Consider the following 24,111-nt stretch of genomic DNA (forward strand, 5'->3'; position numbering starts at 1 on the left):
TATGGTCTTTCGACCGCATGAGACAATGGAGTGATCAGATGGCCGAGAGCCGCACTTCCGCCGATGGCGGCATGGAAACCTCCTACGGCTTCCGCGAGGTCGCGGAAGGCGAAAAGCAGGTTCTGGTCAACGAGGTCTTCCACAAGGTCGCCAAGCGCTACGACATCATGAACGACGTCATGTCGGCGGGCCTGCATCGCATCTGGAAGGATGCCATGATCGCGGCGCTCAACCCGCGCAAGGATCCCGCCTACAAGGTGCTCGACGTGGCCGGCGGCACCGGCGACATCGCCTTTCGCATCGTCGAGGCGTCCGGCCGGCTTGCCCACGCCACCGTGCTCGACATCAATGGCTCGATGCTCGGCGTCGGCGCCGAGCGCGCCGAGAAAAAGGGCCTTTCGGACAACCTTACCTTCGTTGAGGCGAATGCCGAGGAACTGCCGTTCGAGGACAACAGCTTCGACGCCTATACGATCGCGTTCGGCATCCGCAACGTGCCGCGCATCGACGTCGCCTTGAGCGAAGCCTATCGCGTGCTGAAGCGCGGCGGGCGACTGCTGGTGCTGGAATTCTCCGAGGTCGAGATGCCTCTGCTCGACCGCTTCTACGACCAGTGGTCGTTCAAGGCCATTCCGCGCTTCGGCAAGATGATCACAGGTGATGCCGAGCCCTATCAGTATCTGGTGGAATCGATCCGCAAGTTCCCCAATCAGCGCGACTTCGCCGCGATGATCTCCAAGGCCGGCTTCTCGCGCGTCACCTTCACCAATTATTCCGGCGGCATCGCGGCACTGCATTCCGGCTGGAAACTCTGATCTTCATGAGCACTGTCGGAGCATATTTCCGCCTCGCGCGGGTCGGCTGGGTGCTGGTCAGGGAAGGCGTGATCTCCGCCCTGCCCTCCGAGGGCCTTCCCCCGCTCGTCGCCCTGGCAAAGGGTTCTGCGGGTCTTTTCGCGCGCAAGCGTGCCCGGCGTGAACACCGTTCCGACCGGCTGGCCCGCGCCGTCGAGCGGCTCGGCCCTTCCTACGTGAAGATCGGCCAGTTCCTGGCGACCCGGCCGGATGTGGTCGGTGCCGATTTCGCCGAGGACCTCGCCGGCCTGCAGGACCGCATGGCCTTCTTCCCGACGGAGGCCGCCAAGGCGACCGTGACGGGCTCGCTCGGCCGCTCGATCGACGATCTCTACGCCTCGTTCGGCGAACCGATCGCGGCCGCCTCGATCGCCCAGGTTCATCCGGCCGAAGTCGACACCCCGGAGGGGCGCAAGAAGGTGGCCGTCAAGGTCATCCGGCCCGGCGTGCGCAAGCGTTTCGCCGCAGATCTCGAGGCCATGTATCTCGTCTCCCATCTGCAGGAGCGTTTCCTGCCGCATACGCGGCGCCTACGTCCCGTCGAAGTGACGCGCACGCTCGAGCAAACCACCAAGGTCGAGATGGACCTTCGGCTGGAGGCGGCGGCGCTTTCGGAAATCACCGAGAATACGAAGGACGATCCCGGCTTCCGCGTGCCGATCGTCGACTGGGAGCGCACCGGCCGCGACGTCGTCACCATGGAATGGATCGACGGCATCAAGATGTCGGATGTCGAGGCGCTGAAGGCGGCCGGCCACGATCTCGACCATCTGGCCGATACGCTGATCCAGTCCTTCCTGCGCCACACGCTGCGCGACGGCTTCTTCCATGCCGACATGCACCCGGGCAACCTGTTCGTCGCGCCGGACGGCATGATCGTCGCCGTCGACATGGGCATTGCCGGGCGCCTTGGAAAGAAGGAACGCCGCTTCCTCGCCGAGATCCTCTACGGCTTCATCACCCGCGACTATCTGCGCGTCGCCGAGGTGCATTTCGAGGCCGGCTACGTTCCCTCGCACCACAATGTCGCAAGCTTTGCCCAGGCGATCCGGGCGATCGGAGAGCCTATCCACGGCCAGCCGGCCGAGACCATCTCCATGGGCAAGCTGCTCACCCTGCTGTTCGAAGTGACCGAGCTGTTCGACATGGAGACGCGGCCGGAGCTCGTCATGCTGCAGAAGACCATGGTAGTGGTCGAGGGCGTGGCGCGCATGCTCAATCCGCGTTTCAACATGTGGAAGGCGTCCGATCCGGTGGTCTCCCAGTGGATCCGCGACAACCTCGGCCCCAAACGCATTGCCGGCGACCTCAAGGATGGTCTGCGTGCGGCGTTCCGACTGGCAGAGGCGCTCCCCGAGATCGCCGCCAAGACGGAAAAGCTCCACGGCGAGATCGTCCACATGAGTGAGAACGGCCTGCGGTTCGATCCCGAAACGGCCGAGGCGATCGGACGCTCGGAAGCCCATTATGGCCGGTTCGGCCGGTTGGCATTGTGGGTGATCGCGGCGCTCCTTCTCTGGATCGCCATCAAAATCGGTTGATTTGGCGGAAAAACCTTTCTACGCCTAGACGCGCCCTCGTGCTCCATTCACCTCGCAATGGGCGGCTCTCGCCGCTTCCATTTCCATTCGATGCTTTTTGCGCGCTCTTTTTGCGCCATAATCCGGGAAATGCCATGTCGGCCACCAATGCCAATTTTGTCCGCACGACTTTTCTGATGCTGATCGTCGGGACCATCGTCCTGACCGGAATCATCCTGTCCTCCCTCTGGCTCGTTGACCGCAGCCGCGAGACCTTCGCCTATATCATTCACGAACGTGACATCCGCCGCGCGTCGGCCGACCTTCTGCAGACCCTCGTCGATGCGGAGACCGGCCAACGCGGCTTCATGCTGACCCAGGACGAGAGCTTTCTCGAGGTCTATGAAAAGGCCATGACGCATGTTCGCGAAAATCTGTCGACAGTTGCCGACCTCGTCCGGGGACGAGCAATCAAGGAAGAGAAAATGCCGACACTGCGTCGGCTGATCGAAAGCAAGCTGGAGGAACTGACGCACACCGTCGCGCTGACACGGCAGGGAAGGGAAGAGGAAGCAATCGAGCTCACCCGCTCGGAACTCGGCCGTGAACTGATGGACCAGATCCGCGAGATCCTCGAGTTCTTCCGGACCCAGTCGGATATCAATGTCGACAATGGCGTCACCGAACAGCTCGAAGCGAACTCCCGGCTGCAATGGTTCATGATCGGCGGCGGCATCGCAATCCTTGCGGTCATGGGCGGCGCGATCGCCATCATCACCCAGCATGTGCGTGCCCTTTCGAACGCCCGCCGCGAGGTGGAGGCCCTCAATGCCGGGCTGGAAGATCGCGTCAACGAGCGCACCGAGGACCTGATGCGCGCCAACCAGGAAATCCAGCGATTCGCCTATATCGTCACGCACGATCTTCGCGCGCCGCTGGTGAATGTCATGGGCTTCACCGCCGAGCTGGACACCTCGCTCAAGGCGCTGCAGGCCTATGTGCTGGCGGATGGAGACAAGCTCAGCGAGGACCAGATCAAGGAAGCCCGGCTCGCAGCATCGGAAGACCTGCCGGAGGCGATCGGCTTCATCCGTTCTTCGACAAAGAAGATGGACGGCCTGATCAACGCCATCCTGAAGATTTCACGCGATGGCCGACGGCCGCTCAAGCCCGAGAGGATCGAACTCAAGGGCATGCTGGAAGCGACGAGCGCCAGCGTTCACCATCAGATCAGCGAAAGCGAAGGCAGCGTCGGGCTCGACGTCCGCGTCCCGATGATCAATACGGACCGTTTTTCTCTCGAACAGATCCTTGGTAACCTTTTCGATAATGCCGTGAAGTATAAACAACCGGAGAGGCCGCTGAACCTGACGGTGCGCGTGTTGCCCGAAGGGCGCAACATGGTGCGCATCGAAGTCGAGGACAACGGCCGCGGCATTGCAGACGAAGACCACGAGCGCATTTTCGAACTTTTCCGCCGATCCGGACAACAGGACAAGTCGGGAGAAGGCATCGGGCTCGCGCATGTGCGATCATTGGCCCGGAACCTCGGCGGCGAGATAACCGTTAGGTCCAAACTTGGCTCGGGGTCGACCTTCGTACTGCGCCTGCCATCGGATTTGTCGCGTATTGTACGGAGTTGAGAGATGAAAGCCGTGGGAAAAGAAGTCACCATCGTCATGGTCGAGGACGACGAGGGTCATGCCCGTCTGATCGAGAAGAATGTGCGGCGCGCAGGCGTCAACAACGAGATCATCCCGTTCACCAACGGCACCGAAGCACTCGACTTCATTCTCGGCAAGGACCGCAGCGGAACGGTCTCGATGGACCGGTATCTGCTGATCTTGCTTGATCTCAACTTGCCGGATATGTCTGGCACGGATATTCTCGAAAAAGTCAAATCCAATCCGCATACGCGTCGCCTTCCGGTCGTCATTCTCACGACGACCGACGACGAGCGCGAAATCCAGCGATGCTACGATCTCGGGGCGAATGTCTACATCACCAAACCTGTCGACTATGACAATTTCGCCAATGCCATCCGGCAGCTTGGACTGTTCTTCTCGGTCATGCAGATTCCCTGATACGGGACTTCCGCGATGAGCATCCGCATCCTCTATCTGGATGATGATGCGGCCATTGTACGTCTGGTGGGCAAGGCCGTGGCACGGCTCGGCTACAGCCTTTCCCATGCGGAAACGCCGGAGGACGCGCTGAGCCTGCTCGAAGCGGAAAGCTTCGACGTCATGGTGCTCGATCACTATTTGCAGAACATCACCGGCCACGAGGTGCTGAAACGCCTGCGCGCCCGTGACATCACCATACCGGTCGTCTATGTGACCGGCTCCAACGAGGCGCAGATCGCCATCGAGGCGATCAAGGCCGGTGCGTCTGACTATGTCATCAAGACGGTCAGCGACGACTTCATGCCGCTGCTGGTCAGCGCCATCGAGCATTCGGTGGCCAATGCGCAGTTGCGCATCGCCAAGGAGCGGGCGGAAGAGCAGATTCGCCTCGGCAAGGAGAGGGCGGAAGCCCTGCTGGCCGAAGTCAACCATCGCGTTGCCAATTCACTCGCGCTCGTCGCCAGCCTGCTGCGTCTGCAGATCTCCAACTCCAAGAGCGAGGAAGTTAAAAGCGAGCTCGCCGAAACCCAGGCGCGGATCACCGCGATCGCCGGCATGCATCGCAGCCTCTATACGTCCGACGATGTGAGCCGGGTCGAACTCGACCGCTATCTCTCGACGCTGACCAGCGAACTGTCGGGCTCCCTGCAGAACCCGGACAGGCCACTGCATCTCATCCTCGACGCCGATCCGATCAGCATCACCGCCGACCGTGCCGTTTCCGTCGGGATGATCGTCACCGAACTCGTCACCAATGCCTTCAAATATGCCTATCCCGAGCGGGGTGGCGGCGAGGTCCGCGTCCGGCTGAAGCGCACCGGCGAGAACGAGGCCCTGCTCAGGGTCGAGGACGATGGCGTCGGTATCCAGCCGGGAAGCGCGCCGACCGGCACCGGACTCGGAAGCCGGATCGTCAAGTCCATGGCCGCGACGCTTGGGCCGGGCCTGTCGCATCTCGAGACGCCGAACGGGACGATCGTCGAGGTGCCGCTACAGATCCTCATCACGCCTGCCGCGCCCAACTGACCCTTGATCCCTGCGTCATCGCCGCTTGTTGGCGGCGATTTCCCCGATCGCAAAATTCGGATAGTGTCGCCGCGATTTCAGGAGGGTTCCACAGCCATGACCTTGGCGGGCAAGCGCATCGTTCTCATCATCTCGGGTGGAATAGCCGCCTATAAGAGCCTGGATCTCGTGCGCCGTCTGCGCGAGCGGGGTGCTTCTGTCCGGCCGATCATGACGCGCGGGGCACAGGAATTCGTCACCCCGCTCGCTGTCGGCGCCCTGTCTGCGAGCCATGTCTATACCGAGCTCTTTTCCCGCGAGGACGAACAGGACGTCGGCCATATCCGCCTTGCGCGTGACTGCGACCTGATCGTGATCGCGCCGGCGACCGCCGACCTGATGGCGAAGATGGCGAACGGCCACGCCGACGACCTCGCCTCGACCGTGCTGCTCGCCACCGACAGGCCCGTGCTGGTCGCGCCAGCCATGAACCCGAAGATGTGGGCGCATCCGGCGACGAAGCGCAACGTCGCGACGCTCGTCGCCGACGGTCTTTCCTTCGTCGGGCCGATGGCTGGGGAAATGGCCGAGAGCGGCGAGAACGGGCTCGGCCGCATGGCCGAGCCTCTTGACATCGTCGCTGCCGCCGAGCGCCTGCTCGACGACGCGCCGAAGCCGCTTGCCGGCCGAACCGCCATCGTCACATCCGGTCCGACCCATGAACCGATCGACCCGGTCCGCTATATCGCCAACCGCTCCTCGGGCCGCCAGGGCCATGCGATTGCCGCGGCACTTGCAAGGCTCGGCGCGGACGTGACCCTCGTCTCCGGACCTGTCACGATTGCCGATCCGCAAGGTATCGTCACCGTGCATGTGGAACGCGCCGAAGAGATGCGCGATGCGGTGATCTCGCGGCTTCCCTGCGACATCGCCGTCATGGTCGCCGCCGTTGCCGACTGGCGCGTCGCCGGATCGGCGGAGCAGAAGATCAAGAAGAAACCCGGCGAGGCGCCCGCGCCGCTGCAGCTCACCGAGAACCCTGACATTCTGAATACCGTCGGTCATCACGAACATCGTCCGAAGGTGGTCGTCGGCTTTGCCGCCGAGACCGAGAATGTCGAGGACAACGGGCGCGCCAAGCTGGAGCGCAAGGGCGCCGACCTGATCGTCGCCAATGACGTGTCGCCGGAAACCGGGATCATGGGCGGCACGCGCAACAGCGTGAAGCTGATCACCAAGGCCGGCGTCGAGCAATGGCCGGACCTTTCCAAGGACGAGGTGGCGGACCGGCTGGCGCAACTGATCGCCGACAGGCTGGCAGGAGCGTGACGGCCATGAACCTCTTCGACCGGGCGGATTTCGATGCCTTCGTCACCGGGCTTGCCGGCGTCACGCTGGTCGACCAGTGGGAATCGCATGTCGCCAAGGTAGGCGACAAGGTTTTCACCCTGCTTCATCGGGGCGACGAGGGTGCAAACATCTGCATCAAGGTCACGGAGGAGAGCTTCGAGATCCTGACGTCGCTCGAAGGCATCGGCCAAGCGCCCTATTTCGCCAAGCGCAAATGGGTCTCGATCACCGACAAGGCGTCGCTCCCGGCCGAGGAACTCGTCCACTATGTGAAGCGATCCTACGATCTCGTCGCCGAGGGTCTGACCCGAAAACTGAAGAACGAGCTCGGGATCGTCCCGCTCGCCTGAGACTTGCTGGATGTCAGAGCGCCATGGCCGGCTCGGCCACGCGCTCGACCTTGGTCTCGGGCTCCCAGGCCGGCTCGAACTTGGCCGCATCGAGGCCCTTGGCGTCGAGGATCACCGCACTGCCGGCCGGGATCTCGACCCAGGTGTCGGTCTCGTCGTTGAGCGGCTCGGAGACGAGACAGTACCCGCCCTTTCCGCCCATGGGCGCGGCAAACAGCGTCGGCGCATGGGCGTCGGTGGCATAGCGCACGGCATAGAGCGTCCGGCCGTCGGAGAAGGCGGCCGTGAAGCGGACGCGGGCCGTACCCGTCAGGTGGCGGCTGATCTGCTCGACGAAGCCGACGGCCTCGGCCATCGCGGCGATCGGCCGGTCCCGCAGGCCGAACTGCAGGGCGAGCAGGAAAAGAAGCTCGGAATCGGTCGAGCCGGCGCGGGCGTTGAAATGCTCGTCGTCCAACATCGATTCCATCGGCCGGCGCAGACGGTCGAAATGATCGATCTGGCCATTGTGCATGAACGACCAGGAGCCGTTGACGAAGGGGTGACAGTTGTCGCGCCGGGTCGAACCGTGGGTCGCGGCACGGACATGGGCGAGAAACAGCGGCGAGCGGATCTGGCGGGCAAGGCTCTTCAGGTTGCAGTCGGACCAGGCGGGCAGAACGTCGCGAAAGCGGCCCGGCTCCGGCCGGTCGCCATACCAGGCAATGCCGAAGCCATCGGCATTGGTGGCGGTCTTGGCCTTGGTGGCGCAGTGCGACTGCTCGATCAGGGAATGGGCGGGCGAGGTGACGAGTTCCTCGAGATAGATCGGTTCACCGCGATAAGCTGCCCAGCGACACATGCTTTCCAAAATCTCCGATGGTCCGTCCGCATGCGCCCGGCCCGCAATATAACCGATCCGGCGGTTCGTCCCTGCGGACAGTCTTTGCTCGAATGGCTAACGAAATCTAAACAATCGCTCTATTGATGACAGAATTTTGACGAACGCGGCAATCACTTTTTGCAGTGCGACATCGCCTTTTGTGAACACTGCGTTCCCGCCCAGCCTCCTGCGGGCGTGGTTGCGATCGATTATATTGGCGTCAAGTTGAAACTCGCTCGAAAGGAGCACGACAAATGTCCATACGCCCCGTCAAGCATGAGAGCCGCGCCACGCCCGCCATGGAAGGCGCCGGCGTCAAGCTGCACCGCGTCTTCGGCTTCGGCGATCCGTCGATGACCGACCCCTTCCTGATGATGGACGATTTCCGCAACGACAATCCGTCTGACTATATCCGCGGCTTTCCCTGGCATCCGCATCGCGGCATCGAGACCATCACCTATGTGCTGGCCGGCACCGTCGAGCACGGCGACAGCCTGGGCAATCGCGGCCTGCTGGGCGCCGGCGACGTGCAATGGATGACGGCCGGCAGCGGTATCATGCACCAGGAAATGCCGAAGGGCGACTTCTCCGGCAAGATGCACGGCTTTCAGCTGTGGGCCAACCTGCCCTCGTCGCTGAAGATGACCGCGCCGCGCTACCAGGACATCAAGGGCGCGGACATCCCAGTGATCGTCGATGACGACGGCACCGTGGTGCGCGTGATCACCGGCGAGTTCTGGGGCAAGACGGGGCCCGTCGACGGCATCGCCGCCGAGCCGGTCTATCTCGACATCTCGGTTCCGCCGGGCAAGCGCAAGAGCTTTCCGGTCGATACCTACCGCTCGGCCTTTGCCTATATCTTCGCCGGTTCCGGCACCTTCCGCGACGCCTCCAAGCCCTTTGGCGTGAAGGTGGAGAAGGAGTACATGGGCGAGGAGCTGAACATCCGCGATCTCTCGGGCAACCGGACGCTCGTCGTGTTCGACACCGGCGACGAGGTGACGGTGCAGGCGGGCGACGAGGGCATCCGCTTCCTCATGGTGACCGGAAAGCCGATCAAGGAACCGGTCGCCTGGCATGGGCCGATCGTCATGAACACCCGCGAGGAGCTGATGCAGGCGATGCGCGAGCTGCAGAACGGCACCTTCATCAAGGCCGATCACTAAAGGCCGAGAGACGACAGCGACACAAGACGCCGGGCCCAGCGCCCGGCGTTTTCGCATCCCCGCCTGTCGACACACCCTTAGCCAAAGCCTAGGCTTGCAAAGCATGGCAGGGCATCTCGCGGCCGCAACGGGGTACAGATGGCAAATACCGCATTGGACGAGTTGAGAGAACGCCTGCGCGCCGCGCAGCAGGAGTTCGAAGCCGAACTCGACCGACGGATCGAGATTCAGCGCGAGCGCTTCCGCTATGAACTGGAGAGGGGCAAGGTCCGTTTCGAGAAGGACATGCGCGATTGGCAGGCGAAATATCGCACGGGCCTGTGGCGCTACCTCAGGCGGGGACATCTCGCCTATCTGCTGACCGCGCCGCTGATCTACGGCCTGATCGCTCCGCTGGTCCTGCTCGACCTTTCGGTGACGATCTACCAGCAGATCTGTTTCCGGGTCTACGGTATCGACCGGGTAACACGCAGCGACCATGTCGTCATCGATCGCCACCACCTCGCCTATCTGAACGGTCTTGAAAAACTTAACTGTGTCTATTGCGGCTATGCCAATGGCGTGATCGCCTATGCGCGCGAGATCGCCGGGCGGACGGAGCGCTTCTGGTGCCCCATCAAGCACGCAACGCGCGCCGCCGACCCACACCCCCATTTCGAGAAATTCCTCGAATATGGCGATGCGGAGGCCTATCGCGCCTGGATGCAAAGCTATCGCCGCGGCAAGGCACCGAAGGAGGATCAGGCGTGAAACCTTTTCCGCTCGACAAGGTCTACCAATTGATCGAGCCCGGTCCCGTGGTGCTGCTGACGACGGCCTTCGATGGCAAGCCGAACGTCATGACCATGTCCTGGCACATGATGATGGAATTTGTGCCACCGCGCATCGGCTGCATCGTCAGTTCCGCCGACCATAGTTTTTCCGCGCTTTTCAAGACCGGCGAATGCGTGATCGCCATTCCCTCGGCCGACATGGCCGAAAAGGTCGTGGCAATCGGCAATTGTTCCGGTCGCGACACCGACAAGTTCGCCGAGATCGGCCTGACCGCGCTGTCCGCCGAAGAGGTCTCGGCGCCGCTGATCGGCGAATGCTTCGCCAATCTCGAATGCAGGGTCGTGGACCGGGACTTCGTCGAGCGCCACAATCTCTTCGTGCTCGATGTGGTGAAGGCCTGGCACGACCCGAAGCAGGTCGCGCCCAAGACCTTTCATCACAAGGGCTACGGCACCTTCGTGATCGACGGCGAAGAAATCACCCTCGCATCGAAGATGCCGTAAGCCAGGGCCTCAATTCAACACCAACCCGCCGTCGACGATCAGGTTCCGGCCGGTGACGAGAACCGTCTGTTCGTTCAATGGCAGGCTCAAGGGGTGTTTCCTTCCGTGTTCCAGAGTGCGTGAAAATGATGGATGGGGCCGTGGCCGGTACCGACGGAGAGTTCTTGCGCCGCGGCAACCGCACCGGCGAGCCAGACTTTGGCGACGGCAACCGCCTCGGCGGGCGCGGAACCCTTGGCAAGTTCGGCGGCGATGGCGCTCGACAGCGAGCAGCCCGTTCCATGGGTATTCTTCGTTTGAATGCGCGGCGCCTCGAACCAGCGCGTGCCGGCGTCGGAAACCAGCACGTCGGGGCTCTCCATCCCGCCGAGATGGCCGCCCTTGACCAGCACGGCTGAAGGACCCAGCGCGCGAAGCCTCAGCGCCTGCGCCTCCATCGTCGCCCGGTCGTTGGCCTCCGGTTCGCCCAGCAGGGCGGCAGCCTCCGGCAGGTTGGGCGTGATCAGGGTGGCGAGCGGAAGAAGGCGCGTCGCCAGCGCCGCGACTGCGTGCGGGTCGAGCAGCGAGGCGCCGCCCTTGGCCACCATGACCGGATCGAGCACGATCGGCATGCCGCGATGTGGCTCCAGCGCTCCGGCGACGGCTTCGGCAATGCCTGCATTGGCGATCATACCGATCTTCACCGCGTCGACACGCACATCGGCAAATATCATACGGATCTGCTCGGCGACGAAATCCGGCGGCACGGCATGCACGGCCGAGACGCCTTGCGTGTTCTGGGCGGTCAGCGCGGTGAGCGCTGCCATGCCGTAGACACCGCGCGCGGAGAAAGCCTTGAGATCGGCCTGGATGCCGGCGCCGCCCGAGGGATCGGAGCCGGCGATGGACAAGACGTTGCGGATCATGATCGTGCCTTTCGGATGGCTTCGGAGAGTTCGAACGCAGCGGTCTGCGGGTCCGGCTGACCGCAGATGGCGGAGACGACGGCAAGGCCCCGGGCGCCCGCACGGAGGACCGCCTCGACATGGCCGGTCTTCAGGCCGCCGATGGCGACGGCCGGCAGCGCGGTCGCCGCGATCAGCCGGGCAAGCCCCTCCATGCCAACCGGCGGTTTGTGGCCGGGCTTGGTGGCGGTGGCAAAGACGGGTCCGGCTCCGATATAATCGACGACAGCCGGGTCGACGGCCGCGGCCAGTGCCTCGGTTTCCACCGAGAGCCCGAGGATCATGTCCGGCCCGATCAGGCGGCGCGCGGTCTGCGCATCCATATCGTCCTGCCCGACATGCAGACCGTCGGCTCCGATGGCAATCGCAGCCTCGACATCGTCGTTGACGATGAGCGGCACACCGGAGCCGGCAAGCACCGCCTTCAGCGCCCGTCCGGTGTCGACCATCTGCCTCCGCGAGGCGTCCTTGTCGCGCAGTTGAACCATGGTCACACCGCCGGCGACGGCCAGCCGCGCGGTCTCGACCATGCCGAGCGGTCGGCAAAGCTCCGGGTCGAGCACGAGATAGAGGGAAAGGTCGAAGCGCTTCACATCCGCACCACCCCGGCACGGTTGTCGAGCATGACGCCGTCGATCTGCGCCAGAAGATCAAGGAAGCGCACGGAAAAGCTGCCCGGCCCTTGCGCCTCTTTCCCGGCCTGCTCGCCGGCCACGGCGAAATGGGCAAGGGCGGCCACCGTCGCGTCGAAGGGATCGTCCGGGCGGATCGCGGCATAGGCGCCGACGAGGCAGGTGAGCGAGCAACCCAGCGCCGTCACCTTCGGCATCAGCGGCGAGCCGCCTTCGATCTTTGCCGCTCGACGGCCATCGGTGACATAATCAGTGACACCTGTGACGGCGACGATGCAGCCTTGCGTCTCCGCGAGTTGTCGCGCGGCCTCCTCCGCCTGCTCGACGGGATCGCGGCTGTCGACACCCTTGGCGCTGCTCACCCCACCGGCAAGGGCGATGATCTCCGAGGCGTTGCCACGCACGATGGTCGGCCCAAGCGCGAGAAGATCGGCGGTCGCCTTGCGGCGAAAGGCCGTGGCGAAATGGGCGACGGGGTCGAGCACCCAGGGACGGTGGGCCGCCTTCGCACCGCCGATCGCCGCCTTCATGCCCGCCACCCAGGCGGGCGAGAGCGTGCCGATATTGATGGTGAGCGCACCGGCGAAACCGGCGAATTCGCCGGTCTCTTCTTCCGCATGCACCATGGCGGGCGAGGCGCCGGCTGCAAGAAGCACATTGGCGGCGACGTTCATCGCCACGTAATTGGTGATGCACTGAACGAGCGGCGCGGTGGCTCGCATTTCGGTCAGCAGGGTTCCAGGTGTTTCGGTCTTCGTCATCTTGCCCCTTTCGAGCGGGGCAAGTGCAAGGGGACAGACGACGCGCGAACGGCGAAAAGGCCCCGAGCGACTCCCTCCGCCAGCATTATCTGGTTCAGGTTCAAAGGGTACTTCTCAGCCCGTCTTGCGACGAACGCCCCTGTCTCTCAATAGACCCGTTATAGACACCGCCGAGACGGCTGTCACCTCCCTGGCCGGTTCATGATGGCGGCACGTGGGACCGATACCCGCATTGCGCGAATTTTGAACTCCCAATCTCGTCAGAGACTGCGGCGTGCGCTATGGTGGAACCATCCAGATGGAGGCGCGCCGAGACGCTAAGGCGCTGCAACGAGGAGGCGAATGGCATGGATCATCGTTTCGTCGGATTGCCCAAGGATGCGCGGGGAAAGACCGCAAAGACCTATCTCTATGCCGCCAACCGCAAGACAAGGAAACGCCAGGTCCTCTGGGGCGACTGGCTGCAGGTCACGTCGGAGCAAGCGGATGGCTGGCTGGAAGTGCTCTGGAGCCCGACCGGCACAAATCCCGAAACACTCTACATCCCCAAGGACCATACCACCGACGAACGGCCGCTGGAGATCGTCTTTCTCGACGTCGGGCAGGGCGATGGCGCGGTGCTGATCGCGCCGGAAGAGAATCTTGGCGAGGCGGTCGTCGTCATCGATGCCGGCGTCTCCGAGCACATGTACGAATTCCTGCTCCAGCGCTTCCGCTCCTACAACACCAGCTTCAAGTTTCGCGCGGCGATCATCACCCATCCGGACATCGACCACTATGGCGGCTTCGAACCGATTTTCGCCTGGCGGAATTTCGGCTTCGAAACAGTCTACCAGAATGGCCTAGTGGAGCGTGTCGGCGGCGAAAAATTCGACAAGCTCGGCGGCAAGGTGAAGGATGCCGCGACCGGCATCAGCTATGTCGGCGATCTGGCGCTGTCGCGCGCCGACATGGAACGGCATTTCGGCACCGTCGCGGCCAATGAGAGGCAGGCCTTCGCCCAGACGATGAAACATGCGCTCGACAATCCCAATATCGGCGACTTCGCCATGCTGTCGGCCCGTCACGGCACCCAGGAAGACGGCCGCGGCTGGCTGCCGGGATTTGCGCCGTCTAACCAGCGCGGTTTCAGCATCGAGGTGCTCGGACCGGTGCCCGAACCGGACGCGGCGGGCAAGGATCGCCTGCGCGTGCTTGGCGACTATGGCGAGACGAAGAACGGACATTCCGTCATCCTGCGCCTGCACTATGGCGACTTCAAAATCCTGTTCGGCGGCGACCTGAACGAGAAGGCGGAGAAATACCTGCTCTGCCACTACGGCGGAGAGGCCAAGTTCCCGAAGATCGGCACGCTGGCCTATGAGGCGATGATCGCCAAAGCGTCGACCCGGCTGCGCTCGGATCTGATGAAGGTCTGCCATCACGGCTCGGAAAAGGTGACGGATGCCTTTCTCGACGCGGTCAACCCGGCCGCCTTCGTCATCTCGTCGGGGGACGAGGAAGGCCATATCCATCCGCGGCCAGACCTGCTTGGCCGGCTCGGCAAACGCGGCCGCGGCGACGCGCCGGTCATTCTCTCGACCGAACTGCAGCGCTCGGTGCGCGAGGCCGAAGACGAGAAACTGGTGCAATCGCTGCAGACCGCCGTGCTGAAACTGCACGACAAGCCGGACAAGACGCTACGCGACAAGATCATCAACGACATCTGGACGCTCGGCCGCTCGAACGTCACCGTCTATGGCACCGTTTACGTCAAGACCAACGGCAAGCGGCTGATCGCCGCCTTCCGCATCGAGACCGGCAGCGAGATCGAGAAGTGGTTCACCTTCGAATATGCGCTCAATGCGGCAGGCGAACTGATCCGGGTGGAGTGAGCGCCATCCCAGCATGAATCTCCGGGACGGTGCCCTTTCGGCTCCGCCCGCTTGCGTAGGCCCACACTCGCGGCAGTGCCATTTGCCGCAGCGGCCAAAACCGGCTATCCCGGTTTTTCGCCCGCCCTTCCCCATCCAGAGGATCTTCCCGATTGAGCACCGCCCGACACACGGTCTATGACAAGCGTTATGCCGGCTTCCTGTTCGACATGGACGGAACGCTGCTGAATTCCATCGCCGCCGCCGAGCGGGTCTGGGCAAAATGGGCGGCGCGCCACGGGCTCGATGTCGAGGCCTTCCTGCCTACCATGCACGGCAAGCGCGGCATCGACACCATTCGCGGGCTAGCCCTGCCGGGCGTCGACGTCGAAGCCGAAGCGCTGGTCATCGAGCGCGGCGAGATCGAGGATGTCGAGGGCGTGGTGGCCCTGCCCGGCGCGATCGACTTCCTCAACGCGCTGCCGTCAGACCGCTGGTCGATCGTGACATCGGCGCCGGTTGCGCTCGCCCGCGCCCGGATCGAAGCCGCCGGCCTGCCGCAGCCGCCGAAGATCGTGACCGCCGAGGATGTCGTGATCGGCAAGCCCGATCCCGCCGGCTATCGGCTCGGCGCCCGGCATATCGGCGCAGACCCGGCCAGTTGTCTCGTATTCGAGGATGTTCTGGCAGGGGTGCTCGCAGCCGAGGCCGCAGGGTCTGACGTGATGGTGGTCACCGCCACCCATGGCCATCCCATGGAAACCCCGCACCCGACGATTGCGTCTTACGAGGGCCTAGTCGTGCGCGTCGATTCGACGGGCCATATGCAGATCGTCCGGGCGACCTGACCGGCCTTCATCTGCGGCAAAGCCCGGGTTCACGCCCGGGCGTCATGCTGCGGTATATCGAGGGCGGGCAGGACGCCGCCCTGCGGAGCGGACGATCACGCCGCCTTGATGGCGTGATATTCCTTGATCGCGGCCATCTTGATCGCCGGATAACGCTCGCTTTCATAGCGCAGCGAAAAACTGTCCTGCGCCATGAAGACGGGGTCGCCGTCGAGGTCGCGGCAGATGTCGCCGCGGCGCGCCGTCATGAACTTTTCCAGTTCGCCCGGCTGGTCGGCGGAGATCCAGCGGCAGACCGAGAAGCGCGACATTTCGAACGAGACCGGCAGGCCGTATTCGCCCTGCAGGCGCTCCTTCAACACATCGAGCTGCAGCGCACCGACGACGCCGACGATGGCCGGCGAGCCGTCTTCCGGCGAAAACAGCTGCACGACGCCCTCTTCCGCCATCTGCTGGAGGGCTTCCTTCAGCTTCTTCGCCTTCATCGCATCCTCGAGACGAACGCGACGCAGGATTTCCGGCGAGAAGTTCGGCACGCCCTGGAAGACCAGCGGCTCGCCTTCGGTCAGCGTATCGCCGATGCGCAGCGTCCCATGGTTCGGAATGCCCACCACGTCGCCGGCAAAGGCGGTATCGGCAAGCTGGCGCTGCGAGGCGAAGAAGAACTGCGGCGCGGTCAGCCCGATCTGCTTGCCGGTGCGCGCGAGCCTGACCTTCATGCCGCGCTCCAGCTTGCCCGAGCAGATGCGGGCAAAGGCGATGCGGTCGCGATGGTTCGGGTCCATGTTGGCCTGGATCTTGAAGACGAAGGCCGTCATCTTGTCTTCCGCCGCATGGACGGTGCGGATGTCGGCCACCTGGTCGCGCGGCGGCGGTGCGATTTCGCCCAGCGCATTGATCAGGTCGCGCACGCCGAAGTTCTTCAGCGCCGAGCCGAAGAAGACCGGGGTCATGTGGCCTTCGAGGAAGGCCTGGCGATCGAAGGGACGGCAGGCCTCCTGGGCCAGTTCCAGCTCTTCGATGAAGGCGGTGCGTTCGTTTTCCGGCAACTGCTCGGCGACATTGGCCGGGCTGTTGACCGGCAGGCCCTCGACCTGCTTGTCGGAGCCGCGGAAGGTGTTTTCCACCAGATTGTAGGAGCCGCAGAAGGACTTCGAGCGGCCGACCGGCCAGGTCACCGGCGCGGTGTCGAGCGCCAGCTTCTCTTCCACCTCATCGAGGATCTCGAAGGGGTCGCGGCTTTCGCGGTCCATCTTGTTGATGAAGGTGATGATCGGGATGTCGCGCATGCGGCAGACCTCGAACAGCTTCAGCGTCCGCGGCTCGATACCCTTGGCGGCATCGATGACCATGACGGCCGCGTCGACCGCCGTCAGCGTGCGATAGGTGTCGTCGGCGAAGTCTTCGTGGCCGGGCGTATCGAGAATGTTGAAGACATTGCCGTCATATTCGAAGGTCATCACCGAGGTGACGACCGAAATGCCGCGCTCGCGCTCGATCTTCATCCAGTCCGAACGGGTCTGGATGCGATCCTTCTTCGCCTTGACCTCACCAGCGAGCTGGATGGCGCCACCGAACAGCAGCAGCTTTTCGGTGAGCGTCGTCTTGCCGGCGTCCGGGTGGGCAATAATAGCGAAGGTGCGGCGACGGGAGACCGCCTCTGCAAGCGTTTCGGCCATGAAGTGAAATTCCTTTTGTTGGCCGGTTATCTAGCGAGTCGAGGTCGAATATGCAATTGGGAAGCGGAATGCCCCCGCAAGGAAGGATGACCGTCATGCGCGATGTTCTCGGCCCCATGCTCAACCTCGTTCGCCTGCCGCACGGGCGCGACATGGCCCTGCCGGCCTATGAGACCGCGGGCGCCGCCGGCATGGATCTGAGGGCCGCCGTCGCGGAAGGCGAGCCGCTTGTTCTTTCGCCGGGCGATCGAACGCTGGTGCCGACCGGCTTCGTCTTCGAGATCCCGGAAGGCTTCGAGGCGCAGATCCGTCCCCGCTCCGGCCTCGCCTTCAAGAACGGCGTCACCTGCCTCAACACGCCGGGCACGATCGACAGCGACTACCGCGGCGAGGTGAAGGTGCTGCTGGTCAATCTCGGGCACGAGCCGTTCGAGATCAGCCGCGGCATGCGGATCGCCCAGATGGTGATCGCGCCGGTCGTGCAGGCGCGCGTTTCGGAAATCTCCGACGCTTCAGAAACAACGCGCGGCGCCGGCGGCTTCGGTTCGACCGGGGTCTGAGACGGTCCTCCCCAGGCGGCGCGCCTCGGTACATTCTCAGGAGCCGTTCCCGCCCCGCGGCCGAATTCTAGTGGCGGCCGAGCGACGAACGCCGCCCATTGATTGCGGCTAGCGCTGCGCTTCGGTCGCCATGCGGACGGCCAACCCGGCGAGAACCGTGCCCATCAGCCAGCGCTGCACCACCATCCAGAAGGGCCGGCCGGCAAGAAAGAGCGCGATCGAACCGGCCATCAACGCGATCATCGCGTTGACGGTGACGCTGATGGCGATTTGGCTGGCGCCGAGCACCACGGATTGCAGGAGCACGCTGCCCAGCGCCGGATCGACGAATTGCGGCAGCAGCGACAGATAGAGGACCGCGGCCTTGGGGTTCAAAAGGTTGGTGACCAGCCCCATCATGAACAGCCTTCGCGGGCTGTCCTTCGGCAGGTCGCGGACCTGGAAGGGCGAACGCCCGCCCGGCCGCACCGCCTGCCAGGCAAGCCAGAGCAGATAGGCGGCGCCGGCGAATTTCAGGGCGTCATAGGCAAAGGGCACGGCCATGACCAGCACGGTGATGCCGAGCGCCGACATCAGCATGTAGAAGACGAAGCCGAGCGCCACGCCGCCGAGCGAGACGAGCCCGGCGGCCGGGCCCTGGCAGATGGAGCGCGACACCAGATAGATCATGTTCGGCCCGGGCGTCAGCACCATGCCGAGGCAGATGAAGGCGAAGGCAATCAGGGACGAAGAAGAAGGCATGGGGCGAGGCCTCGGCTGGCGTTTCTCGCCCACGACCTAAGCCAGGCCCTCGGCCCGCCGCAACGGCGATCTTGTCACCATTGCAAGTTCGGTTGCGCGGCGCTAGCAATGCGTCATCCACGGAGGCCCCCATGACACCCACAACGCTCCTCGCCTATAGCGGCGCGCTTTTCGTTGCCGCAGCCATTCCCGGCCCCGGCATGACGGCGATCGTGGCGCGAGCGCTCGGGTCCGGATTTCGCCCGACCTTCTTCATGGGGCTCGGCCTGATCCTCGGCGATCTCTGCTATCTGACCGCCGTGATCCTCGGCCTGGCACTGGTGGCGCAGACCTTCACCACGCCCTTCCTGATCATCAAATATCTGGGCGCGCTCTATCTTGTCTACATCGCCTGGAAGCTCTGGACGACAGGCCTTATCGCGCAGGATATCCAGGCAAAGCGCTCCAATAGTGTCGGCCTCTCCTTCCTTTCCGGCCTGCTCGTCACGCTCGGAAACCCGAAGACCATGCTGTTCTACGTGGCCCTCGTGCCCACCCTGATCCCGCTCGAAGCCATCGGCCCGAGCGATTACGCCGCCCTCGTCGGCGTCACCTTCGTGGTGCTGATCGCCGTGCTCATTCCCTATATCCTGCTCGCCTCGCAGGCCCGGACGCTCCTAAAAAAGCCCAACTCCCTCAAGGCGCTGAACCGCTCGGCGGCCAGCATCTTGGCGGGCACCGCCGCCTATATCGCCGCGCGCGCCTGAACAAAGTTTCGCAGGGTCGGACGGCCGCCTGCGCGAATTTTCTAACCAAACGCGCCCGCCTAGGCGATGGGTTCTGGCGAGTGGCCGGCTTTCGCCCTATTGTGCCGTCAAAGCAGATCCAAAGGGAGATCCACCATGTCCGACACGAAGAAACCGGGCCGCGGCCGCGTCTATGCCTCGATCACGCAAACGATCGGCGACACCCCGATCGTCCGCCTCGACAAGCTGGCGAAGGAAAAGGGCGTGAAGGCCAATCTTCTCGCCAAGCTCGAATTCTTCAACCCGATCGCCTCCGTCAAGGACCGGATCGGCGTGGCGATGATCGAGAGCTTGGAAGCCCAGGGCAAGATCACCCCCGGCAAGACCACCCTGATCGAGCCGACCTCCGGCAATACGGGCATCGCACTGGCATTCGCCGCCGCCGCCAAGGGCTACAAGCTGATCCTCACCATGCCCGAGACCATGTCGATCGAGCGGCGCAAGATGCTGGCCCTGCTCGGCGCCGAACTCGTTTTGACCGAAGGTCCGAAGGGCATGAAGGGCGCGATCGCCAAGGCCGAGGAACTGGCAGCTACGCTTCCCGACGCGATCATCCCGCAGCAGTTTGAAAACCCGGCCAACCCGGAAATCCACCGCAAGACGACCGCCGAGGAAATCTGGAACGACACCGATGGCGGCGTCGACATCTTCGTTTCTGGCATCGGCACGGGCGGCACGATTACCGGTGTCGGCCAGGTGCTGAAGGCGAAAAAGCCCGAGGTCAAGGTCATCGCCGTCGAGCCGGCCGACAGCCCGGTCCTTTCCGGCGGCAATCCCGGCCCGCACAAGATCCAGGGCATCGGCGCCGGCTTCGCGCCAAAGATCCTCGACACGCATATCTATGACGAGGTCGTCACCGTCACCAATGACGAGGCCTTCGAGACCGCCCGCCTCGTCGCCCGCCTCGAAGGCGTGCCGGTCGGGATCTCCTCGGGCGCTGCCCTCACCGCCGCGATCAAGGTCGGCCAACGCGCGGAGAATGCCGGCAAGACCATCGTCGTGATCATCCCCTCGTTTGCCGAACGTTATCTCTCGACCGCACTCTTTGCCGGCCTTGGCGAATAGGCGCAATCGCTTGCCAACTCATCTCGAGGAGGGCGCCCGGCGGCGCCCTTCTTTCGTTTCGGCCTGAGCCGAGCCCCCTCGCGTTCGCCTCCCATGGCCGCCACAGCGGCCCCGCGCGGAGGTCACCAGCACTCGCCCTGCCCTCTTTGCGGCTACCCCCTTCACCACCTCCTACCGTTTCCGACGCAGCCGGCCCCGACGGGCAGACGGCCGAACTCCGCCCCACCTCGTCAACGGTCAAGCCCTCTTTAGACCACGTCAAGCGCGCAATTTGCGGCCCCTTCTCCAGTCGCCGCCTCACCCCTCGAATGCTCCTCCGCCCAGGCCCGATCCATCCGCCCGATCCATCCGGCCCTATCCTTCAGGCCGCCGCCGACAGCCGTTCCGAGGCGATGCGGTAGGAGATGGCCTCTGCCAGGTGGATGCGGCCGAGCAGCGGCGCGCCGTCGAGATCGGCGAGCGTGCGCGCCACCTTCAGCACCCGGTGATAGCCGCGGGCGGAGAACTTGAACTTGTCGGCGGCATCGCGCAGCAATTGCAGGCCGGCCGGATCGGGTTCGGCGAGCTTCTCGATCAGCGCCGTCGAACAGCGGGCATTGGTGGTCACGCCGTCGATCCCCGCCGCCTCGAACCGTTCGCGCTGCATGTCGCGGGCCAGCGCCACGCGCCGCGCCACATCGGCGCTTCTCTCCGCCGCCATCGGCCGGATGAGGTCGGATGCCGAGACCGCCGGCACGTCGATGCGGATGTCGATGCGGTCCATCAGCGGCCCGGAGATCCGCCCCTGATAGTCCGAAACGCAGCGGGGCCCCCGCGCACAGGTGTGGCCCGGCTCGCCGGCCATTCCGCAGCGGCACGGATTCATGGCCGCCACCAGCTGGAACTCGGCGGGATAGGAGACCCGGTGATTGGCTCGCGCGATGATGCATTCGCCGGTCTCCAATGGCTGGCGAAGCGCATCGAGCACCGGCGGGGCAAATTCCGGCAGTTCGTCGAGGAAGAGCACGCCGCGATGAGCAAGCGACGCCTCACCCGGCCGGGCGCGCAACCCGCCGCCGACCAGCGCCGCCATCGTCGCCGAATGATGCGGCGTGCGAACCGGACGGCGGTCGGACAGCTTGCCGCCGGAAAGCTGTCCGGCAATCGAATGGATCATCGACACTTCCAGCAGTTCGGCTGCCGAAAGCGGCGGCAGGATCGACGGAAGTCTCGCGGCGAGCATCGACTTTCCCGAGCCCGGAGGGCCGACCATCAGGAGATTGTGCCCGCCGGCAGCCGCGACCTCGAGCGCCCGCTTGGCGCTTTCCTGGCCCTTGATGTCGGCAAGGTCCGGCAGGTTGGACGGCAGCGCGCGCACCGCCGGTTCGGGCCTGGTCAACACCTGGGTACCGCGAAAATGGTTGGCGAGCGCGATCAGGCTGCGTGGTGCCAGGATATCGATCTCGGCGCCGGCCCAGGCGGCCTCCGCCCCGCAGCCGGCCGGACAGATCAGCCCCTTGCCGAGGGCATTGGCGCCGATCGCGGCCGGCAGGGCGCCCGCGACATTGGCGATCGTGCCGTCGAGATTGAGTTCGCCGATCACCACATAGTCCGACAGCGCATCGCCCGGGATTGCGCCGAGCGCCGCCATCAGGCCGAGCGCGATCGGCAGATCGAAATGCGACCCCTCCTTGGGAAGATCGGCCGGCGCCAGATTGACGGTCACCTTCTTGGGCGGCAGTGCCAGGCCAGAGGCGTGCAGGGCCGCCTGCACCCGCTCGCGGCTCTCGGCCACCGCCTTGTCGGGAAGCCCGACGATGTGCATGTTGATCTTGCCCGGCGCGACCATGACCTGGACATCGACCGGAACGCCTTCAATCCCCTGGAATGCGACTGTACTGACACGCGCCACCATTGCCCGCCCCCAAATAGCCAGTCCTTGCCACGCAACTACATCTTGCGCGGGCCACGAGTTGCAATCTGGCACAGAACGAGATCGATAACAAGAACATTAGCGGAACAAGTTCGCGCTATACTCGATATGCGGTTGCGTCCGGTTGTATAGATGGAACGAAGAGGGATCAGACGCGGAGTAGAGCGGGTTTCAGGCCCGCTTCTTCTCGATCGCGTCCCACAGCAGGGCGGCAATGTCGGCGCCGCCGAACTTCTTGACTTCGCGGATGCCCGTCGGCGAGGTCACGTTGATCTCGGTCATGTATTCGCCGATGACGTCGATGCCGACCAGCAGGAAGCCGCGCTCCTTCAGCGCCGGGCCGATGCGGGCGCAGATTTCCTTTTCCCGCGCCGTCAGTTCGGTGGCCTCGGCGCGTCCTCCGACATGCATGTTCGAGCGGCTGTCGGTCTCGGCCGGCACGCGGTTGATCGCACCCACCGGCTCGCCGTCGACGAGAATGATGCGCTTGTCGCCCTTGCGCACCGCCGGCAGATAGGCCTGGGCGATGAAGGGCTCGCGAAACATCTGGTGGAACATCTCGATCAGCGAGGTGAAGTTGCGGTCGTCGCGCGTCGAGTGGAACACGCCGGCGCCGCCATTGCCGTAGAGCGGCTTCAGGATGATGTCGCCCATCTCCTCGCGGAAGCGGGCAATCTCGGTCACATCCCGGGTGATCAGGGTCGGCGGCATCAGGTCGGCAAATTCGGTGACGAAGATCTTTTCCGGCGAATTGCGCACCCAGGCCGGATCGTTGACCACCAGCGTCTTCGGGTGGATGCGCTCCAGAAGATGGGTCGAGGTGATATAGGCCATGTCGAAGGGCGGATCCTGGCGCAGGAGCACCACGTCCATGGTCGACAGATCGACCCGTTCCGGCTCGCCCAGCGTGAAGTGGTTGCCCTTCTCGTCGCGCAGTTCCATCGGCTCGACCGTGGCGATGATCTTGCCATCGCGCATGGACAGCCGGTCGGGCGTGTAGTGGAACAGCTTGTAGCCGCGCGCCTGGGCTTCCAGGCTCATCGCGAAGGTCGAATCCCCCGCGATCGCGATACCCGCGACATGATCCATCTGGACCGCAATATTCTTGATCTTCGCCATGGCCTGCCCCTCGTTCAAAAGCAACCGAGATTTAGGCCGCCTCCCGGCCAAAGGCAACGACGCGGACCATCAATTCTCCTGAACCTCGGCTCAGCCGAAAATGCGCTTGGCGGTCGGCGACCGCAAGGCATTGCGAATGCGGTAGAGCATGGCCAGCGGTTCAGGGAAAGGCCTGCGGACAAAGGCGATCTTGCGGACATAGTCGTCGACGCGCCAGGTCGCCCAGGTGCCGCCGCGGAAATAGGCGATGTCGCCGACCTTCAGCAGCCGCTCGGACCCATCCTCCGCCGTCACATGGACCTCGCCCTCCTGGATGACCACGGTTTCGTCCCAGCCGAAATACCAGCGGAACTCACCTGCCGTGCAGTCCCAGACCGCCGTCGAGCTCGCCTCGTCGGCGCTCGACGAATGGTCGCCGACGCGGGCGAGCGGCGTGCCGCGCAGGATCCATTCGGGATTGATGGGTGCCGGCTTCAGCGCCAGATGGCTGCTATGGGCGGCCACCAGCGGCGGCATTTCCTCGTTGCGAAAGGTCCTTGGTACAGCAAGCAGCGTGCCGGCCATGCCGACGAGCATGAGTTTGAAAGCCATGTCCGTTCCCAGATTAGATCATCTGCACGGAAAGATAGCATTGGGGAGTTACGTTTCGCTTTTCCCGATCGTTCAAATTGTAACGATCGGCCTTGCCCTCCAACAGGCCCG

The 24,111-nt window shown here is 64.1% G+C and carries 24 protein-coding genes and 1 riboswitch; of the genes, 15 read left to right on the top strand and 9 right to left on the bottom strand.

Annotation, left to right across the window (positions count from 1 at the left end; translation table 11 throughout):
• Positions 1 to 38: 38 nt before the first annotated feature.
• The 7 genes from ubiE to DYZ14_RS00590 all read left to right on the top strand — a co-directional run bounded on the left by ubiE (position 39) and on the right by DYZ14_RS00590 (position 7,205).
• Positions 39 to 815, top strand: coding sequence for a bifunctional demethylmenaquinone methyltransferase/2-methoxy-6-polyprenyl-1,4-benzoquinol methylase UbiE (gene ubiE, locus DYZ14_RS00560; protein ID WP_154718864.1), 777 nt, complete (start codon positions 39 to 41; stop codon positions 813 to 815).
• A gap of 5 nt (positions 816 to 820) precedes the next feature.
• Positions 821 to 2,395: a 2-polyprenylphenol 6-hydroxylase gene (gene ubiB, locus DYZ14_RS00565; RefSeq protein ID WP_154718865.1), complete on the top strand. Its 1,575-nt coding sequence runs from the start codon at positions 821 to 823 to the stop codon at positions 2,393 to 2,395.
• 134 nt (positions 2,396 to 2,529) lie between these two features.
• Positions 2,530 to 4,017: a sensor histidine kinase gene (locus DYZ14_RS00570; RefSeq protein ID WP_154718866.1), complete on the top strand. Its 1,488-nt coding sequence runs from the start codon at positions 2,530 to 2,532 to the stop codon at positions 4,015 to 4,017.
• Between the two features lie 3 nt (positions 4,018 to 4,020).
• Positions 4,021 to 4,458, top strand: a complete 438-nt coding sequence (locus DYZ14_RS00575; RefSeq protein ID WP_115668679.1) for a response regulator — start codon at positions 4,021 to 4,023, stop codon at positions 4,456 to 4,458.
• A 15-nt stretch (positions 4,459 to 4,473) separates the two neighbouring features.
• Positions 4,474 to 5,526: a sensor histidine kinase gene (locus DYZ14_RS00580; protein WP_154718867.1), complete on the top strand. Its 1,053-nt coding sequence runs from the start codon at positions 4,474 to 4,476 to the stop codon at positions 5,524 to 5,526.
• Positions 5,527 to 5,622: 96 nt separating this feature from the next.
• Positions 5,623 to 6,834, top strand: a complete 1,212-nt coding sequence (coaBC, locus tag DYZ14_RS00585; RefSeq protein ID WP_154718868.1) for a bifunctional phosphopantothenoylcysteine decarboxylase/phosphopantothenate--cysteine ligase CoaBC — start codon at positions 5,623 to 5,625, stop codon at positions 6,832 to 6,834.
• 5 nt (positions 6,835 to 6,839) lie between these two features.
• Positions 6,840 to 7,205 carry an MmcQ/YjbR family DNA-binding protein gene (locus DYZ14_RS00590; RefSeq protein WP_154718869.1) on the top strand — a complete coding sequence of 122 codons (366 nt, stop codon included), beginning with the start codon at positions 6,840 to 6,842 and terminating at the stop codon, positions 7,203 to 7,205.
• Between the two features lie 13 nt (positions 7,206 to 7,218).
• Here the strand turns inward: DYZ14_RS00590 and DYZ14_RS00595 are convergent, their stop codons facing one another.
• A complete protein-coding gene (locus DYZ14_RS00595) occupies positions 7,219 to 8,046 on the bottom strand; it encodes a class II glutamine amidotransferase (RefSeq protein WP_154718870.1) in 828 nt (275 codons plus the stop codon).
• A gap of 275 nt (positions 8,047 to 8,321) precedes the next feature.
• Between DYZ14_RS00595 and DYZ14_RS00600 the strand changes: the two genes are divergently transcribed.
• The 3 genes from DYZ14_RS00600 (at position 8,322) to DYZ14_RS00610 (ending at position 10,510) form a co-directional block, all read left to right on the top strand.
• Positions 8,322 to 9,233, top strand: coding sequence for a pirin family protein (locus tag DYZ14_RS00600; protein WP_154718871.1), 912 nt, complete (start codon positions 8,322 to 8,324; stop codon positions 9,231 to 9,233).
• 138 nt (positions 9,234 to 9,371) lie between these two features.
• Positions 9,372 to 9,983, top strand: a complete 612-nt coding sequence (locus tag DYZ14_RS00605; RefSeq protein ID WP_154718872.1) for a hypothetical protein — start codon at positions 9,372 to 9,374, stop codon at positions 9,981 to 9,983.
• Complete coding sequence (locus DYZ14_RS00610; protein ID WP_154718873.1) at positions 9,980 to 10,510, top strand: flavin reductase family protein; 531 nt, start codon at positions 9,980 to 9,982, stop codon at positions 10,508 to 10,510. The genes DYZ14_RS00605 and DYZ14_RS00610 overlap by 4 nt, the downstream gene beginning before the upstream one ends.
• An 86-nt stretch (positions 10,511 to 10,596) precedes the next feature.
• Here DYZ14_RS00610 and thiD read toward each other — a convergent pair whose 3' ends face one another.
• From thiD to thiM, 3 genes are read right to left on the bottom strand one after another with little or no spacing between them, the layout of a single operon-like run.
• Positions 10,597 to 11,415, bottom strand: a complete 819-nt coding sequence (gene thiD / locus DYZ14_RS00615; protein WP_154718874.1) for a bifunctional hydroxymethylpyrimidine kinase/phosphomethylpyrimidine kinase — start codon at positions 11,413 to 11,415, stop codon at positions 10,597 to 10,599.
• On the bottom strand, positions 11,412 to 12,047 hold the full coding sequence (gene thiE / locus DYZ14_RS00620; protein ID WP_154718875.1) for a thiamine phosphate synthase: 636 nt from the start codon (positions 12,045 to 12,047) through the stop codon (positions 11,412 to 11,414). Before thiE ends, thiD begins: the two co-directional genes overlap by 4 nt.
• A complete protein-coding gene (thiM, locus tag DYZ14_RS00625) occupies positions 12,044 to 12,847 on the bottom strand; it encodes a hydroxyethylthiazole kinase (RefSeq protein ID WP_154718876.1) in 804 nt (267 codons plus the stop codon). The genes thiE and thiM overlap by 4 nt, the downstream gene beginning before the upstream one ends.
• A gap of 54 nt (positions 12,848 to 12,901) precedes the next feature.
• Positions 12,902 to 12,998, bottom strand: a riboswitch (TPP riboswitch).
• Between the two features lie 196 nt (positions 12,999 to 13,194).
• Between thiM and DYZ14_RS00630 the strand changes: the two genes are divergently transcribed.
• Together DYZ14_RS00630 and DYZ14_RS00635 are read left to right on the top strand one after the other, a co-directional pair.
• Positions 13,195 to 14,721 carry a ComEC/Rec2 family competence protein gene (locus DYZ14_RS00630; RefSeq protein WP_195949770.1) on the top strand — a complete coding sequence of 509 codons (1,527 nt, stop codon included), beginning with the start codon at positions 13,195 to 13,197 and terminating at the stop codon, positions 14,719 to 14,721.
• A gap of 152 nt (positions 14,722 to 14,873) precedes the next feature.
• Positions 14,874 to 15,548, top strand: a complete 675-nt coding sequence (locus DYZ14_RS00635) for an HAD-IA family hydrolase (protein ID WP_232365394.1) — start codon at positions 14,874 to 14,876, stop codon at positions 15,546 to 15,548.
• 95 nt (positions 15,549 to 15,643) lie between these two features.
• On the opposite strand, the gene DYZ14_RS00640 is transcribed toward DYZ14_RS00635, so the two are convergent.
• Positions 15,644 to 17,227, bottom strand: coding sequence for a peptide chain release factor 3 (locus tag DYZ14_RS00640; protein ID WP_154718878.1), 1,584 nt, complete (start codon positions 17,225 to 17,227; stop codon positions 15,644 to 15,646).
• Positions 17,228 to 17,313: 86 nt separating this feature from the next.
• Between DYZ14_RS00640 and dut the strand changes: the two genes are divergently transcribed.
• Positions 17,314 to 17,787 carry a dUTP diphosphatase gene (gene dut, locus DYZ14_RS00645; protein WP_154719387.1) on the top strand — a complete coding sequence of 158 codons (474 nt, stop codon included), beginning with the start codon at positions 17,314 to 17,316 and terminating at the stop codon, positions 17,785 to 17,787.
• 108 nt (positions 17,788 to 17,895) lie between these two features.
• Here dut and DYZ14_RS00650 read toward each other — a convergent pair whose 3' ends face one another.
• The gene (locus tag DYZ14_RS00650; protein ID WP_154718879.1) at positions 17,896 to 18,528 is read right to left on the bottom strand and encodes a LysE family translocator; all 633 of its coding nucleotides are present in this window, start codon (positions 18,526 to 18,528) and stop codon (positions 17,896 to 17,898) included.
• Between the two features lie 131 nt (positions 18,529 to 18,659).
• Here DYZ14_RS00650 and DYZ14_RS00655 point away from each other — a divergent pair, with 131 nt between their 5' ends.
• Positions 18,660 to 19,274 carry a LysE family translocator gene (locus DYZ14_RS00655; RefSeq protein WP_154718880.1) on the top strand — a complete coding sequence of 205 codons (615 nt, stop codon included), beginning with the start codon at positions 18,660 to 18,662 and terminating at the stop codon, positions 19,272 to 19,274.
• A gap of 135 nt (positions 19,275 to 19,409) precedes the next feature.
• Positions 19,410 to 20,378, top strand: a complete 969-nt coding sequence (cysK, locus tag DYZ14_RS00660; RefSeq protein WP_154718881.1) for a cysteine synthase A — start codon at positions 19,410 to 19,412, stop codon at positions 20,376 to 20,378.
• Positions 20,379 to 20,739: 361 nt separating this feature from the next.
• Here cysK and DYZ14_RS00665 read toward each other — a convergent pair whose 3' ends face one another.
• The 3 genes from DYZ14_RS00665 to DYZ14_RS00675 all read right to left on the bottom strand — a co-directional run bounded on the left by DYZ14_RS00665 (position 20,740) and on the right by DYZ14_RS00675 (position 24,000).
• On the bottom strand, positions 20,740 to 22,272 hold the full coding sequence (locus tag DYZ14_RS00665; protein WP_154718882.1) for a YifB family Mg chelatase-like AAA ATPase: 1,533 nt from the start codon (positions 22,270 to 22,272) through the stop codon (positions 20,740 to 20,742).
• 189 nt (positions 22,273 to 22,461) lie between these two features.
• Complete coding sequence (gene gshB, locus DYZ14_RS00670) at positions 22,462 to 23,409, bottom strand: glutathione synthase (RefSeq protein WP_154718883.1); 948 nt, start codon at positions 23,407 to 23,409, stop codon at positions 22,462 to 22,464.
• A gap of 90 nt (positions 23,410 to 23,499) precedes the next feature.
• The gene (locus tag DYZ14_RS00675; RefSeq protein WP_154718884.1) at positions 23,500 to 24,000 is read right to left on the bottom strand and encodes a cupin domain-containing protein; all 501 of its coding nucleotides are present in this window, start codon (positions 23,998 to 24,000) and stop codon (positions 23,500 to 23,502) included.
• Positions 24,001 to 24,111 lie beyond the last annotated feature (111 nt).

This window comes from Ciceribacter sp. T2.26MG-112.2 (assembly GCF_900492205.1).
Lineage (GTDB): Bacteria > Pseudomonadota > Alphaproteobacteria > Rhizobiales > Rhizobiaceae > Allorhizobium > Allorhizobium naphthalenivorans_A.

Coding starts and splice junctions, on each gene's coding strand:
- dut (WP_154719387.1), top strand. CDS start 17,314: ATGACCGTCATGCGCGATGTTCTCGGCCCCATGCTCAACCTCGTTCGC.
- DYZ14_RS00650 (WP_154718879.1), bottom strand. CDS start 18,528: ATGCCTTCTTCTTCGTCCCTGATTGCCTTCGCCTTCATCTGCCTCGGC.
- DYZ14_RS00640 (WP_154718878.1), bottom strand. CDS start 17,227: ATGGCCGAAACGCTTGCAGAGGCGGTCTCCCGTCGCCGCACCTTCGCT.
- DYZ14_RS00580 (WP_154718867.1), top strand. CDS start 4,474: ATGAGCATCCGCATCCTCTATCTGGATGATGATGCGGCCATTGTACGT.
- thiD (WP_154718874.1), bottom strand. CDS start 11,415: ATGATCCGCAACGTCTTGTCCATCGCCGGCTCCGATCCCTCGGGCGGC.
- DYZ14_RS00605 (WP_154718872.1), top strand. CDS start 9,372: ATGGCAAATACCGCATTGGACGAGTTGAGAGAACGCCTGCGCGCCGCG.
- DYZ14_RS00590 (WP_154718869.1), top strand. CDS start 6,840: ATGAACCTCTTCGACCGGGCGGATTTCGATGCCTTCGTCACCGGGCTT.
- DYZ14_RS00600 (WP_154718871.1), top strand. CDS start 8,322: ATGTCCATACGCCCCGTCAAGCATGAGAGCCGCGCCACGCCCGCCATG.
- DYZ14_RS00570 (WP_154718866.1), top strand. CDS start 2,530: ATGTCGGCCACCAATGCCAATTTTGTCCGCACGACTTTTCTGATGCTG.
- DYZ14_RS00575 (WP_115668679.1), top strand. CDS start 4,021: ATGAAAGCCGTGGGAAAAGAAGTCACCATCGTCATGGTCGAGGACGAC.
- DYZ14_RS00665 (WP_154718882.1), bottom strand. CDS start 22,272: ATGGTGGCGCGTGTCAGTACAGTCGCATTCCAGGGGATTGAAGGCGTT.
- coaBC (WP_154718868.1), top strand. CDS start 5,623: ATGACCTTGGCGGGCAAGCGCATCGTTCTCATCATCTCGGGTGGAATA.
- thiM (WP_154718876.1), bottom strand. CDS start 12,847: ATGACGAAGACCGAAACACCTGGAACCCTGCTGACCGAAATGCGAGCC.
- ubiE (WP_154718864.1), top strand. CDS start 39: ATGGCCGAGAGCCGCACTTCCGCCGATGGCGGCATGGAAACCTCCTAC.
- DYZ14_RS00595 (WP_154718870.1), bottom strand. CDS start 8,046: ATGTGTCGCTGGGCAGCTTATCGCGGTGAACCGATCTATCTCGAGGAA.
- DYZ14_RS00675 (WP_154718884.1), bottom strand. CDS start 24,000: ATGGCTTTCAAACTCATGCTCGTCGGCATGGCCGGCACGCTGCTTGCT.
- ubiB (WP_154718865.1), top strand. CDS start 821: ATGAGCACTGTCGGAGCATATTTCCGCCTCGCGCGGGTCGGCTGGGTG.
- gshB (WP_154718883.1), bottom strand. CDS start 23,409: ATGGCGAAGATCAAGAATATTGCGGTCCAGATGGATCATGTCGCGGGT.
- DYZ14_RS00630 (WP_195949770.1), top strand. CDS start 13,195: ATGGATCATCGTTTCGTCGGATTGCCCAAGGATGCGCGGGGAAAGACC.
- DYZ14_RS00655 (WP_154718880.1), top strand. CDS start 18,660: ATGACACCCACAACGCTCCTCGCCTATAGCGGCGCGCTTTTCGTTGCC.
- cysK (WP_154718881.1), top strand. CDS start 19,410: ATGTCCGACACGAAGAAACCGGGCCGCGGCCGCGTCTATGCCTCGATC.